Raw genomic sequence first — 12,717 nt, forward strand, 5'->3', positions numbered from 1 at the left:
AGCATCGCCGAAGCAGACCCTGCTAATTCCCTGCCAACCTGGAACTGCTGAAATGAGCGGGGCTCCATCCCAATTACAGGCCGTCAACGCTGTTGGCGGGCGAGAAAGATGATGGCGTTGCACGGTGCAAGGAGAGCTGAGACATGAAATATGCAACGATGCGATATGAGGCCGCTGCGGGTGATCGCCAGCTTAACCTCTTCTCCTTCGACGGCACCTACAGGTGCCTCTCCTTCGCGTCGGACGACGACGTCGCTGCGGCACTGATGCCCGGTAGAGCCGAGGCCGACAGTATCGCAATCGAGTCCGGCATCCTCCCTGCCGGCGCTACGTTCTCGAGCTCTGCCTATGCCGCTGAGGCGGCGAGCATCCTAGCGTCGACGCAGGGTGACGCGAATAGGAGTGTCCACCCGCTAGACGGGGTCAGATTGAAGTTTTCGCAGAGCATGCTGATCGCGGGGAGCGTGGAAATCGACGAGGCTCGAAGCGCGCAGGCGCGCCAGTGCCATCCGGATGACGCGCGCCGCTACGACTCGCTTGTCGCTGCGATAACGCAGGCAGCTTCTCAGGGAGGTCTCCATTGACCCAAGCGCGTAGGGCTCCGCCTCAGCTCAGCCGCAATGTCGCTGCGCCGCCATTGTGACGACACCTCGATGAGAGAAAACGCCTTCGCATCCTGCACCCGCCTTACCAGGCGTGATAAGTGGGTGATCCCCTGGGGCGTGCACGCCGATCAAGAGCCTGGTCTGCTCAGCTCGTGAGGAGACGAACCGCTGAACTATCCGGAGGGTTCGACATGTGGGTCTCAATGGCCCTTGTGGCGCCCGCAATAGGGGTTGTGAGCCGGATCGGTCGCGATGCGATAATCCGCGGGAAAGCCGTAAGGGTTGAGGCATAAGCTTTCTACGACGAATCGCTTGGGTTGCTCACGCCTATACAGGATGAGGAGTGGAAGGGCGGTAGCCACCCTCCACAAAACTTCGCAACGTTGATTATCAAACCGCACAGGACGCGCGTTCTACGCTCTCGTTAAGCCGTCTATCGTGCGTAAACGTGCGCTAGGGGCACGTAAGCGTGCAGATCGCCTCTGCTAATGTGTGCGATTATCTGCGGAGAGGCGGATGGTGCCCGGGGACGGAGTCGAACCGCCGACACTGCGATTTTCAGTCGCATGCTCTACCAACTGAGCTACCCGGGCACACCGGCGGAACCGCCGGGGAGCGCGCCTGTTAGTCGGGGAATTCGTGGCTGTCCAGCCCCGATTGCACATTTGTTTGCGCCGGCTCGCCGGGCACGCGGTAGCCCTCGCCCAGCCATTGCAGCAGGTCGCGATCCTTGCAGCCGCGGCTGCAGAAGGGCTTGAAGTCCTGGGCGGTGGGCTTGCCGCAGATCGGGCAGGCGTCGCGGGGCATGGGGGTCACTCCTTGGGGGTCACGAACTGGACCGTGCCGCCCATGCGGCGGGCGAGCGTCTCGGTCCAGTCGGGCTCGCGCGCCAGGCGGCGGGCGATTCGGGCATCCACCATATGGGTGGCCGGCACCGGCGGGGGAAGGCGTTCCAGCCGGCGAAGCTCGGCGCGGGTGGCGGCGCCGACGGGATCGGCGTGGAGCAGCTCTGGCAGCGACGGGCGGGTGCGGCGGCGGACGATCTGGAGGAAGCCGAAGCCGTTGACCGCCGTGCGCTCGAAGGGCTGGGGCAGCGCGGCGTCGATCGCCTCGGCGACCGCATTGCGCGCGCCCTTGCTGCTGAGCGTGGGGAAGTCGATGCCGATCGAGCCGCCGATGCCGAACCGCTCGATGGCGCGGGCGACGGCGTGGGCGGCGGCGATCGACAGCGGCTCCAGCGGGCCCGCGCCGTCGACGTCGAACAAGGTCATGGCCGGGGTGGGGGACATGCGCAGCGCGCCGCCGGGGAAGGCGATCTCGCCGGTATAGGCTTCGTCGAGCAGCTCGGACCAGCCGGCCTCTTCGAGTGCATCGGCCTCGTGGGGGCGGAGCATCCGGACGGGGTGGTCGCTGGCAGTGATGCGGGCGAGCAGGTCCGGGCCGTCGCCCAAGGGGGCCTCAGGGGGCGCGGGGACGGCCTTGGGGAGCTTGGCGCGGCCGGGTTCGGGGATCGCCTCGCGGACGATCTTCACCTTGAGCGCCGCGCCCTGGGTGATGCCCTTGGGAAGGGGATCGCACAGCGCCTCGCCGCCTTGGTCGAGCGTTACCTTGCCGGTGGACTTGTCGGCGAGCCGTGCCGCGCAGATCGCGCCGACCTGGGGGCGGGTGCCCGCCAGCTCGATCCGTGCCTGCCAGATGGTGCCGCGCGCGACGAGGGCGGCGCGGTTCTCGCCGATCCCCGCCTCGTACAGCCACTCAGCCAAGGGGATAGCCGGCGCCGGCCAGCAGCGCGCGGGCCTCGAACACCGGCAGGCCGACCACGCCCGAATGGCTGCCGGAGAGGAAGCGCACGAACGCCTCGGCCTTGCCCTGGATGGCATAGCCACCCGCCTTGCCCATGCCTTCGCCGCTGGCGACGTACCAGTCGATATCGGCGTCGCTGAGGCGCTTGAACGCGACCACGGTGTCGGAGACGCGGGTGCGGGCCTTGCCGTCGGGTCCGATCACGCAAATGGCCGAGAGGCAGTGGTGGCGGCGGCCGGAGAGCAACGCCAGCATGCGGCGCAGATCGGATTCGTTTTCGGGCTTGCCGAGGATGCGGCGGCCGACGGCGATGGTGGTGTCGCCGGCGAGGACGATCTCGTCCGGCGCACGCGTCACCGCATGCGCCTTGGCGGTGGCGACGCGCAGCACATAGGGTCGCGGCAGCTCGCCGGCGCGGACATCCTCGTCCACGTCCGGAGCAGCGACGCGATCGGGCGCGGCGCCGATCCGGGTGAGCAGATCGAGCCGTCGCGGCGAAGTGGAAGCGAGCACGAGCCGCATGGGCCGCGCCTGCTTACTTGAAGCGATAGGTGATGCGGCCCTTGGTCAGGTCGTAGGGCGTCAGCTCGACGAGCACCTCGTCGCCCACCAGCACGCGGATGCGGTTCTTGCGCATCTTGCCGGCGGTGTGGCCGAGAATCTCATGGTCGTTCTCGAGCCGGACGCGGAACATGGCGTTGGGGAGAAGCTCCACAACCTGTCCACGCATTTCAAGCAGTTCTTCTTTGGCCAAAAAATGCCTCTCAGGGATTAGCGCGCGTAAAAGTGCGTCGCCCTTACAGCGCTGGAAGGAAAAAGGGAAGGCGGCGCGGGATCCGCGCGCATCTTCGTGTTGGATGTGGGGAGATCGGGGTGGGAAGGCAAGGCGTGCAAGATCCTCCTCTGCGCAGCAGGGGAGGGGGACCGTCGCCGTAGGCGGGGGTGGAGGGGCCGCCGCGATAGCGGCGGTGATTCCTGTGAGGGCGGTATATTCCGCGCCTCGCGGCGCGGCCCCTCCACCATTCGCTAGCGCGAATGGTCCCCCTCCCCGTTCCGGGGAGGATTTGCGTTCTTCTTAGTGTGTGCCGCCGGCGGCCAGCGCTGCGAGCAGCAACAGTGCCACGATGTTGGTGATCTTGATCATCGGGTTCACCGCCGGGCCTGCCGTGTCCTTGTAGGGATCGCCGACCGTGTCGCCGGTCACCGCAGCCTTGTGGGCATCGCTGCCCTTGCCGCCGTAATTGCCGTCCTCGATATATTTCTTGGCATTGTCCCAGGCGCCGCCGCCGCTGGTCATCGAGATGGCGACGAACAGGCCCGAGACGATCACCCCGAGCAGCATCGCGCCCACCGTGGCGAAGCCCTGTTCCTTGCCCGCCACCGCGGCGATCAGGAAATAGACGAGGATCGGGCTCAGCACCGGCAGCAGCGAGGGCACGATCATCTCGCGGATCGCCGCCTTGGTGACGATGTCCACCGTGCGGGCGTAATTGGGCCGGCTGGTCCCCGCCATGATACCCGGATTGTCGCGGAACTGGGCGCGAACGTCCTCCACCACCGACCCGGCGGCGCGGCCGACCGCGGTCATGCCGAACGCGCCGAACAGATAGGGCAGCAATGCGCCGAGCAAGAGACCCACGATGATGTACGGGTTGGAGAGCGAGAAGTTGACTGGCCCGGTCAGCCCCAGCGCGTCGCGATAATGGTCGAGATCGGTGGTGTAGGCGCCGAACAGCACCAGCGCGGCGAGTGCGGCCGAGCCGATCGCATAGCCCTTGGTCACCGCCTTGGTGGTGTTGCCCACCGCGTCCAGCGCGTCGGTCTTGTGGCGAACCTCGTCGGGCAGGCCGGCCATCTCGGCGATGCCGCCCGCATTATCGGTCACCGGACCATAGGCATCGAGCGCGACCACCATGCCGGCCAACGCCAGCAGCGAGGTGGCCGCGAAGGCCACGCCCAGAATGCCCGCGATCTGATAGGTCGCGATGACCGCGACGACGATCACCAGCGTAGGCAGCGCGGTGGATTCGAGGCTGATCGCGAGGCCTTGGATGACGTTGGTGCCATGGCCGGTCACCGAGGCCTTGGCAATGGATTTCACCGGGCGGAAATTGGTGCCGGTATAATATTCGGTGATCCAAACCAGCAGGCCGGTGACGGCCAGGCCGATCATCATGCACCAGAACAGGCCCATGCCGGTGACGGTCGGCATCGCCGCCGCGGCGGCCACGGCATCGGCCGACAGCGTGCTGCCGTCGAGCAGCGCCGAGGGCTCGCCGAGCGATGCGATCGACTCCTGCATCCGGCCGCCCAGCACATAATGCGTGACGCCGTAGATGGCGGGCACCGCAAGGATCACGGTGGTCCAGAAGCCCTTGTAGAGCGCGCCCATGATCGACTGGTTGGCGCCCAGGCGCACCATGTAAGTGCCGATGATCGAGGTGAGGATGCAGACGCCACCGACGAGCAGCGGCAGCGCCATCAGCCGGGTGAGCAGCGCCGCATCGACGCCGCGCAGCAGCAGCGCGATCGTCACCATGGTGAGGCCGAGCGTCACGACATAGGTCTCGAACAGATCGGCGGCCATGCCGGCGCAGTCGCCCACGTTATCGCCGACATTGTCGGCGATGACCGCAGGGTTGCGGGGATCGTCCTCCGGGATGCCGGCTTCCACCTTGCCGACCAGATCGGCGCCGACATCCGCCGCCTTGGTGAAGATGCCGCCGCCGAGCCGCGCGAAGATCGAGATCAGCGAGGCGCCGAAGGCGAGGGTGGAAAGGGTGAGCACGACGATGCGATCGCCCGGCGCATGCTGCGCCACGTCCACCAGATACCAGAACAGCACCGCGATCGAGAGCAGGCCCAAGCCCGCCACCAGCATGCCGGTGATCGCGCCGGAGCGGAAGGCGAGGGTGAGCCCGCCCTGCAGGCTGCTGCGCGCCGCCTCGGCGGTGCGGACGTTGGCGCGGACCGAGATGTTCATGCCGACAAAGCCGGCGACGCCGGACAGGATCGCACCGATCAGGAATCCGACGGTGGGGATCGCCCCCAGGGTCAGGAACAGCACGATGCCGACCACAACGCCGACGACGGCGATGGCGGTATATTGCCGCGTCAGATAGGCCTTGGCGCCTTCCTGGATCGCGGCGGCGATATCCTGCATCTTGGCGTTGCCGGCCGGTGCGCGCAGCACCTGCTGACTGGTGATGAAGCCATAGGCCACGGCGATCAGGCCGCAGACGATGGCGAAATAGACGATCGTCATAGAGTGACATCCTCCCCTGCTATTGCGGGTCGCGGCGCGCGCCGGGTGTGTCCAGTCTCGTCCGCAAGGCGGGAGGGTATAGCAATAGGGGGTTCGCGCAAGGCGGTAGGAGCCGGAGAGAAATGGATCATGTTTCCCAAACCACCCTCATCCCCGCGAAGGCGGGGATCCATTCGCCTGTACGTTTGCGAAAAGAAGCGATCCGGCGACCCTAATGGGTCCCCGCCTACGCGGGGATGACGGTTTCAATATGGGGACAGGGGGGGACTCAGCGCGCGCCCGCGATGATCCGCCGCACGCCTTCCAGGACCATGCCGTACACCAGATGCGATGCCGCGCCATATGCATGGATCGAGGCCGGCGTCTCGCTTGGCCCGCTGCCCAGGCCCAGCGCCGGTACCGCGCCTTCGTCGAGCAGCGCGGAGGTCACCACGCCGTATGCCCCGCCAAAGCCCGACGCGGCTTCGGGGCGATATTCGGTGATCAGCCCGTAGATCCCGCCCAGTACGCCGCCGACAATGTAATGCACCGCCTGGCCCGACGCCTCGCGGTACGGCTCCGGCACCTTATCGCCGGTTGCCGCCTCGACCACCATGTCGGCGGCCTTCACCGTCGCGGGATCGTCCTTGCTCTGGTCTTCCTTGGGAACGAGCTTGCTTGCCTGGTTCTGGAAAGCGGCCATCGCGGCCGAGGCGACCAGCCCGGCGGTGACGCCTGCGAGGAGACCGATCAGGGGACGGGGATTCGATGCCATGCAACGCTGCTCCGGATTGGGATGCGGCGGGGCGCCGCACCTAGGAATGACGCACCCCGCCGGACGGGATCAGTAGCGGATGCGGTCCGCCTTCACCCTATCCCTGGCGAGGAACGCCTGGACACTGTCGGCACCCGCCAGATGGCCGGCGCCTACTGCCAAGAACACCGTTCCCGGCTTTTGGAGCCGTTCCTCGATCCATTTCGCCCAGCGCGCATTGCGATCGGCCAGCAGGATCTTGGCCAGCTCGGGCGTATCGCGCATGCCTTCGTTCATCGTGGCGCCCAGCGCCTCGGGGTCGCCGGCTGCCCATTGGTCGATCATCTTGCCGAGCTCGCTGCCGAGCTTCGGATAGTCCTCCACGGCCGAGGCGAGGAACGCGATCTGCAGCGGATTGGGCATGCTGGCGAAATAGCCGAGCTGCTGTTCGGCGGTCTCCAGCCCGATCACCGGCTTGGCCGAATCCTTGGCGGCGGCGGTCAGCACCTTCTCCGCGCCGCTGTTGGGATCATAGCCGAGCTTGGGCAGGCCGGCGACGCTGAGGGTGATGCCCGCCACCCAGGGCTGGAGCGCATCGAAGGCTGCCGGCGGCACGCCGATATCGGCCATCGCCTTCAGATAGGCGTCGCGCTTGTCGGCCGGGAGCTGCTCGGCGATCGGCTTCGATCCCGCGGGCGCCAGCGCCATCTTGACCAGCAGGCCCTGCATCGTCGCAGGATCGGGTTCGACCAGCTCCAGCACCAGCGTGTCGCTCTTGTCGAAGGCGGTCTTCACCGCCGAATCGAACCAGCTGAGGCCCGGCTTCAGGACGTGGACGGTGCCGAACAGATAGATGGTGGTATCGGCATCCTTGACCACCCACAGCGCCGGATCGGCCGGGCGGCTCTGCACGGCTGCCGGCGCGGCGGCGGGTGCCGCCTGGCCGAAGGCGAGCGGGCTGAACAGCAGCGCCAGCGGCGCGGCAGCGGTGGCGAACAGCGATTTGAACTTCACGGCGGACATCCCCCGATTATGCGATCGGGCGGAGCCCCGCGCTCCACCCGTGTGCTATTCCTATATCACGCTTTCAGCCGCGCGGCATGCCAGGCGATATGCTCGGCAAGGAAGGTCGATACGAAATAATAGCTGTGGTCATAGCCGGGCTGCAGCCGCAGCGTGAGGGGGATGCCGGCGGCCGCACAGGCACCCGCCAGCAGCTGCGGGCGGAGCTGCTCGGCGAGGAACGCGTCGGCGTCGCCCTGGTCGACCAGCAGTTCCGACACGCGGGCGCCGTCCTCGATCAACGCCACGGCATCCTGCGCGCGCCACGCCGCGGCATCCTCGCCGAGATAGCCGCCCAGCGCCTTCTGGCCCCAGGGCACCTGGCTCGGCGCGACGATCGGCGCGAAGGCGGAGACGCTGCGGAAGCGCCCTGGGTTGCGCAGCGCGATCGTCAGCGCGCCGTGACCGCCCATCGAGTGGCCGGTGATCCCCTGGGCATGCATGTCCGCCATCGGGAAGTGCGCGGCGATCAGTGCGGGCAACTCCTCCTCGATATAGGTCCGCATGTGGAAATGCTCGGCCCAGGGCGCCTGGGTGGCATCGACATAGAAGCCGGCGCCCTTGCCGAAGTCATAGTCCGGTACGTCGATCACGTCCTCGCCGCGCGGAGAGGTGTCCGGCGCCACGAAGATCACTCCCGCCTCGGCACAGGCGCGGCGATACTCGCCCTTTTCGGTCACATTGGCATGGGTGCAGGTAAGCCCCGACAGATACCAGAGTACCGGCAGCGTGGCACCTTCCGCATGCGGGGGCACGAAGACCGAGAAGGTCATCGGCGTGCCCGTGGCGGTGGAGTCATGGCGATACACGCCCTGCACGCCGCCAAAGGCCTTGTTCGTGGAAACCGTCTCGAGGCTCATTGAAATACCACCGTCTTGCCCTGGTTGAGGAACACCCGATGCTCGCCCACCGCATGCACGGCGCGGGCGAGGACCCGGGCTTCGATGTCGCGGCCGATGCGGATCAGGTCGTCCACCGTCGCGCGGTGGTCGACCCGCTCCACCGCCTGTTCGAGGATCGGCCCCTCGTCCAGATCCGCCGTGACGAAATGTGCGGTCGCGCCGATCAGCTTCACGCCGCGGGCATGCGCGCGGTGATAGGGCTGGGCGCCCTTGAAGCCGGGCAGGAAGCTGTGATGAATGTTGATGCAGCGTCCCGCCAGCGCCGCGGTAAGCGCAGGCGACAGCACCTGCATGTAGCGGGCGAGCACCAGATACTCCGCCTGGGCCTCGGCCATCAGCGCGAGGATCGCGGCTTCCTGCTCGGCGCGGTTGGCCGCGTCGACGGGCAGATGGTGGAAGGGCACGCCGTGCCATTCCGCCAGTCCGCGCAAGGTGTCGTGATTGGAGACGACCGCCACGATCTCCGCCGCGAGCGCATTGCTCGCACGACGGTGAAGCAGATCGGCGAGGCAGTGCGACCCCTTCGACACCGCCACCACCATCCGCGGACGGGCATCGCCGGGGGTCAGCGACCAGTCTAGTCCCAGCGAGGCGGCGAGCGGTGCGAAGTCGCCGCGCAACGCTTCGTCATCGGGGAAGCGGGGGCCGCCCGCCTGGAAGACGAGGCGCAGGAAGAAGCGCCCCGTCTCCAGATCGGCATATTGCTGGCTGTCGAGGATAAAGCCGTCGCGATCGGCCAGAAAGCCGCTCACGCCCGCGACAATGCCGACGCGATCGGCGCAGGTGAGCGTGAGGATCCAGCTCGACACGCCGCGCCCCTTCAGGCCGGCTTGCGGTGCAGTGCGCAGATCTTGTTGCCCGAAGGATCACGCAGATAGGCAAGATAGAGGGCGCCGAACGGACCATCGCGCCAACCCGGCGGATTTTCGCACGCCGTGCCACCGTGCGCGACGCCTGCGGCGTGCCAGGCATCGGCCGCCTCGGTGGTCGCCGCCGCGAAGCCGAGCGTGCCGCCATTGGCGTGGCAGGCGGGCTCGCCGTCGATCGGCCTGGTCAGCAGGAACAGGCCGCCATCGTGCATGTAGATCACCCGGCCCTTGGGATCGATGCGACCCGGCGGGATGCCGAGCGCACCCAGAACCGCGTCATAAAAAGCCTTGGACGCCTCGATATCGTTGGCGCCCAGCATCACGTGGCTGAACATGCTTTCCTCTCCTTGGTTGCTCAATACACGACGACGCTGCGGATGCTCTCGCCCGCATGCATCAGGTCGAAGCCCTTGTTGATCTCCTCCAGCGTCAGCACGTGGGTGATCATCGGGTCGATCGCGATCTTGCCGTTCATGTACCAGTCGACGATCTTCGGCACGTCGGTCCGGCCCTTGGCGCCGCCGAACGCGGTGCCCTTCCAGACACGGCCGGTGACCAGCTGGAACGGCCGCGTGGCGATTTCCTTGCCCGCCTCGGCCACGCCGATGATGATCGATTCGCCCCAGCCGCGATGGCAGCATTCGAGGGCGGTGCGCATCACCTCGGTATTGCCGGTCGCATCGAAGCTGTAGTCGGCGCCGCCGTCGGTCAGCTCGACCACCTTGGCGACGATCTGCTCGCGCGACATGCCCTTGGTGTTGAGGAAGTGGGTCATGCCGAACTTGCGGCCCCATGCCTCGCGGTCCGGGTTGACGTCGATGCCGATGATCTGGCCCGCGCCGGCGAGCCGGGCACCCTGGATCACGTTGAGGCCGATGCCGCCCAGGCCGAACACCACCACGGTCTCGCCCACCTGCACCTTGGCGGTATTGACCACCGCGCCGACGCCGGTGGTGACGCCGCAGCCGATATAGCAGCTGGTCTGGAAGGGCGCGTCCTCGCGGATCTTCGCCACTGCGATCTCGGGCAGCACGGTGAAGTTGGAGAAGGTCGAGCAGCCCATGTAATGGAAGATCGGCTGGCCCTTGTAGCTGAAGCGGGTGGTGCCGTCCGGCATCAGCCCCTTGCCCTGGGTGGCGCGGATCGCGGTGCACAGGTTGGTCTTGCCCGAGAGGCACGACTTACACTGGCGGCATTCGGGCGTGTAGAGCGGGATCACATGGTCGCCCGGCTTCACGCTGGTCACGCCGGCGCCCACCTCGCGGACGATGCCCGCGCCTTCATGGCCGAGCACCGAGGGGAACAGGCCCTCGGAATCGAGGCCGTCCAGCGTGTAGGCATCGGTGTGGCAAAGGCCGGTGGCCATGATCTCGACCAGCACTTCGCCGGGCTTCGGCCCCTCCAGATCGAGTTCGACGATCTCCAGCGGCTTCTTCGCTTCGAAGGCGACGGCGGCGCGGGTCTTCATGGCCGGTTCTCCTGATGGGCTTGGTTGGCCCGCCTGATCCTTCAATCGGTGGCGGGTTGCAACCCATGGCACGTCGTTTCGTTGGCGGCGGAACCATACCGACGTTCAGTTGCGCCCGCCCGCCAAATCGCGTTCCTTCCGTCCCGCTGTTGGGAGACCTGCCGATGCCGCCCCTCGTCCTTGCCCTGCTGATCGGCGGTGTCGCCGGCCTGCGTTCGATGACCGCGCCGACGGCGATCGCCTGGGCGGCCTATGCTGGCTGGCTGCCGCTCGGCGGGACCTGGCTCGGCTGGATGGGCTGGTGGGGAACGCCGTGGATCTTCTCGCTGCTGGCGATCGGCGAACTGGTGGCGGACAAGCTGCCCACCACGCCCAGCCGCAAGGCTCCGCCGGGCTTTATCGGGCGGCTGGTGTCGGGCGCCCTGTGCGGCGCCGCGATCGGGCTGGCGGCGAGTTCGCTGCCGCTGTGCATCGCGGCGGGGCTGGTGGGTGCGGTGATCGGCACGTTCGGCGGCCATGCCGCGCGGATGGGGCTGTGCCGCGCGTTCGGTACCGATCTGCCGGCCGCGCTGGTCGAGGATCTCGCCGCGATCGGCATCGCTGCCTTTGCGGTGGCATCGCTGTGAGCCGGAAATTCGACGCGATCGTGATCGGTGCCGGCCAGGCGGGCACGCCGCTCGCCGGGCGGCTGAGCGATGCCGGCATGTCGGTCGCGCTGGTCGAGCGGCACCTGCTCGGCGGTACCTGCGTCAACACCGGCTGCAAGCCGACCAAGACCTGGGTCGCCAGCGCCTATGCAGCGCACATGGCCAGGCGCGCCGCCGATTTCGGCGTGACGATCGACGGCGAGGTGGGCATCGATTTCGCGAGGGTCCGCGCGCGGGCGGAGACGATCTCCGCCGACTCGCGCGCTTCGCTTCGCCAGTGGATCGACGGCATGGCGAACTGCACGCTGTTCTTCGGCCATGCCCGGTTCGAATCGCCGCGGCGGGTACGGGTGGGCGACACGGTGCTGGAGGCCGACCGGATCTTCCTCAATGTCGGCGGCCGGGCGCTGGTACCGGACATGCCGGGCGTGGACGACGTGCCGTTCCTCACCAACAGCACGATCCTCAAGCTCGATGCGGTGCCGCGCCATCTGGTGGTGGTGGGCGGCAGCTATATCGGGCTGGAATTCGGCCAGATGTTCCGCCGCTTCGGCGCCGAGGTGACGATCGTCGAGAAGGGGGCGAGCCTCATCGGCCGCGAGGATCCAGACATCTCCGATGCCGTCCGCGAGATCCTGGAGGCCGAGGGGATCGCGATCCGCACCGGTGCGGAGTGCATCCGTTTCGCGCGCGCCGGCGAGGACGTGCTGGTCGGCGTCGATTGCCACGAGGGCAGCCCCGAAGTGCTCGGCAGCCATGTGCTTCTGGCGGTCGGCCGTACGCCCAACACCGACGATCTCGGGCTGGACGCGGCGGGGGTGCAGACCGACGCGCGCGGCTATGTGCAGGTGGACGACCGACTCCGCACCAATGTCGACGGCATCTGGGCAATGGGCGACTGCAACGGCCGCGGCGCCTTCACCCACACGGCCTATAACGACTTCGAGATCGTGGCGGACAATCTGCTCGACGGCGCCGACCGCAAGGTGACCGACCGCATCCCCGCCTATGCGCTCTATATCGATCCGCCGCTCGGCCGGGTCGGCATGGGCGAGGCCGAGGCCAAGAAGGCCGGGCACCGTATCGAGGTGGGCAGGCGCCCGATGACGCGGGTCGGCCGCGCGGTGGAGAAGGACGAGACGCTGGGCTTCATGAAGCTGGTCAGCGACGCCGATACGGGCCGTATCCTGGGCGGCGCGATCCTCGGCACCAGCGGCGACGAGGCGATCCACGGCGTGCTCGACCTGATGGTGAAGCAGGGCACCGCGACCGATCTCGCGCATGCCGTGCATATCCACCCGACCGTCTCCGAGCTATTGCCGACCATCGCCGGCGAGCGGAATCCGGCCTGACAAGGGAGCGC

14 protein-coding genes and 1 tRNA gene are annotated in these 12,717 nt (G+C 67.5%); 3 read left to right on the top strand and 12 right to left on the bottom strand.

Going from position 1 to position 12,717, the window contains the following annotated elements; translation table 11 throughout:
* Positions 1 to 143: 143 nt before the first annotated feature.
* Positions 144 to 584 carry a hypothetical protein gene (locus tag OIM94_RS15540; protein WP_264607592.1) on the top strand — a complete coding sequence of 147 codons (441 nt, stop codon included), beginning with the start codon at positions 144 to 146 and terminating at the stop codon, positions 582 to 584.
* A 538-nt stretch (positions 585 to 1,122) separates the two neighbouring features.
* Here the strand turns inward: OIM94_RS15540 and OIM94_RS15545 are convergent.
* The 12 genes from OIM94_RS15545 to OIM94_RS15600 all read right to left on the bottom strand — a co-directional run bounded on the left by OIM94_RS15545 (position 1,123) and on the right by OIM94_RS15600 (position 10,707).
* A tRNA-Phe gene (locus OIM94_RS15545) sits at positions 1,123 to 1,198 on the bottom strand.
* A 31-nt stretch (positions 1,199 to 1,229) separates the two neighbouring features.
* Positions 1,230 to 1,412: a DNA gyrase inhibitor YacG gene (locus OIM94_RS15550; protein WP_126001596.1), complete on the bottom strand. Its 183-nt coding sequence runs from the start codon at positions 1,410 to 1,412 to the stop codon at positions 1,230 to 1,232.
* A 5-nt stretch (positions 1,413 to 1,417) separates the two neighbouring features.
* Entirely contained in the window at positions 1,418 to 2,368 is a 951-nt protein-coding gene (locus OIM94_RS15555) for a ribonuclease (RefSeq protein ID WP_264607593.1), read from the bottom strand.
* Complete coding sequence (locus OIM94_RS15560; protein ID WP_264607594.1) at positions 2,361 to 2,930, bottom strand: Maf family protein; 570 nt, start codon at positions 2,928 to 2,930, stop codon at positions 2,361 to 2,363. Before OIM94_RS15560 ends, OIM94_RS15555 begins: the two co-directional genes overlap by 8 nt.
* A gap of 13 nt (positions 2,931 to 2,943) precedes the next feature.
* On the bottom strand, positions 2,944 to 3,162 hold the full coding sequence (gene infA / locus OIM94_RS15565) for a translation initiation factor IF-1 (protein ID WP_003049127.1): 219 nt from the start codon (positions 3,160 to 3,162) through the stop codon (positions 2,944 to 2,946).
* 321 nt (positions 3,163 to 3,483) lie between these two features.
* Complete coding sequence (locus tag OIM94_RS15570; RefSeq protein ID WP_264607595.1) at positions 3,484 to 5,673, bottom strand: sodium-translocating pyrophosphatase; 2,190 nt, start codon at positions 5,671 to 5,673, stop codon at positions 3,484 to 3,486.
* Positions 5,674 to 5,941: 268 nt separating this feature from the next.
* Positions 5,942 to 6,427 carry a DUF1440 domain-containing protein gene (locus tag OIM94_RS15575; protein WP_264607596.1) on the bottom strand — a complete coding sequence of 162 codons (486 nt, stop codon included), beginning with the start codon at positions 6,425 to 6,427 and terminating at the stop codon, positions 5,942 to 5,944.
* Positions 6,428 to 6,496: 69 nt separating this feature from the next.
* On the bottom strand, positions 6,497 to 7,429 hold the full coding sequence (locus tag OIM94_RS15580; RefSeq protein ID WP_413716364.1) for a TraB/GumN family protein: 933 nt from the start codon (positions 7,427 to 7,429) through the stop codon (positions 6,497 to 6,499).
* A 56-nt stretch (positions 7,430 to 7,485) separates the two neighbouring features.
* Positions 7,486 to 8,328, bottom strand: a complete 843-nt coding sequence (gene fghA / locus OIM94_RS15585; RefSeq protein WP_264607598.1) for an S-formylglutathione hydrolase — start codon at positions 8,326 to 8,328, stop codon at positions 7,486 to 7,488.
* Positions 8,325 to 9,194 carry a formyltetrahydrofolate deformylase gene (gene purU / locus OIM94_RS15590; RefSeq protein ID WP_264609928.1) on the bottom strand — a complete coding sequence of 290 codons (870 nt, stop codon included), beginning with the start codon at positions 9,192 to 9,194 and terminating at the stop codon, positions 8,325 to 8,327. Before purU ends, fghA begins: the two co-directional genes overlap by 4 nt.
* Entirely contained in the window at positions 9,191 to 9,574 is a 384-nt protein-coding gene (locus tag OIM94_RS15595) for a VOC family protein (RefSeq protein WP_264607599.1), read from the bottom strand. Before OIM94_RS15595 ends, purU begins: the two co-directional genes overlap by 4 nt.
* 20 nt (positions 9,575 to 9,594) lie before the next feature.
* A complete protein-coding gene (locus OIM94_RS15600) occupies positions 9,595 to 10,707 on the bottom strand; it encodes an S-(hydroxymethyl)glutathione dehydrogenase/class III alcohol dehydrogenase (protein ID WP_264607600.1) in 1,113 nt (370 codons plus the stop codon).
* 164 nt (positions 10,708 to 10,871) lie between these two features.
* Here OIM94_RS15600 and OIM94_RS15605 point away from each other — a divergent pair, with 164 nt between their 5' ends.
* Together OIM94_RS15605 and OIM94_RS15610 are read left to right on the top strand one after the other, a co-directional pair.
* Entirely contained in the window at positions 10,872 to 11,333 is a 462-nt protein-coding gene (locus OIM94_RS15605) for a DUF4126 domain-containing protein (protein ID WP_264607601.1), read from the top strand.
* Complete coding sequence (locus tag OIM94_RS15610) at positions 11,330 to 12,706, top strand: FAD-containing oxidoreductase (RefSeq protein ID WP_264607602.1); 1,377 nt, start codon at positions 11,330 to 11,332, stop codon at positions 12,704 to 12,706. Before OIM94_RS15605 ends, OIM94_RS15610 begins: the two co-directional genes overlap by 4 nt.
* The last annotated feature ends 11 nt before the right edge of the window (positions 12,707 to 12,717 follow it).

It is taken from the genome of Sphingomonas sp. R1 (assembly GCF_025960285.1).
In the GTDB taxonomy this organism is placed as follows: Bacteria; Pseudomonadota; Alphaproteobacteria; order Sphingomonadales; family Sphingomonadaceae; genus Sphingomonas.

What these genes read in the sequence shown, in the direction of transcription:
- OIM94_RS15540 (WP_264607592.1), top strand. Translation starts at nt 144, where the DNA reads ATGAAATATGCAACGATGCGATATGAGGCCGCTGCGGGTGATCGCCAG.
- OIM94_RS15550 (WP_126001596.1), bottom strand. Translation starts at nt 1,412, where the DNA reads ATGCCCCGCGACGCCTGCCCGATCTGCGGCAAGCCCACCGCCCAGGAC.
- OIM94_RS15560 (WP_264607594.1), bottom strand. Translation starts at nt 2,930, where the DNA reads ATGCGGCTCGTGCTCGCTTCCACTTCGCCGCGACGGCTCGATCTGCTC.
- OIM94_RS15570 (WP_264607595.1), bottom strand. Translation starts at nt 5,673, where the DNA reads ATGACGATCGTCTATTTCGCCATCGTCTGCGGCCTGATCGCCGTGGCC.
- OIM94_RS15575 (WP_264607596.1), bottom strand. Translation starts at nt 6,427, where the DNA reads ATGGCATCGAATCCCCGTCCCCTGATCGGTCTCCTCGCAGGCGTCACC.
- OIM94_RS15580 (WP_413716364.1), bottom strand. Translation starts at nt 7,429, where the DNA reads ATGTCCGCCGTGAAGTTCAAATCGCTGTTCGCCACCGCTGCCGCGCCG.
- fghA (WP_264607598.1), bottom strand. Translation starts at nt 8,328, where the DNA reads ATGAGCCTCGAGACGGTTTCCACGAACAAGGCCTTTGGCGGCGTGCAG.
- OIM94_RS15595 (WP_264607599.1), bottom strand. Translation starts at nt 9,574, where the DNA reads ATGTTCAGCCACGTGATGCTGGGCGCCAACGATATCGAGGCGTCCAAG.
- OIM94_RS15600 (WP_264607600.1), bottom strand. Translation starts at nt 10,707, where the DNA reads ATGAAGACCCGCGCCGCCGTCGCCTTCGAAGCGAAGAAGCCGCTGGAG.
- OIM94_RS15605 (WP_264607601.1), top strand. Translation starts at nt 10,872, where the DNA reads ATGCCGCCCCTCGTCCTTGCCCTGCTGATCGGCGGTGTCGCCGGCCTG.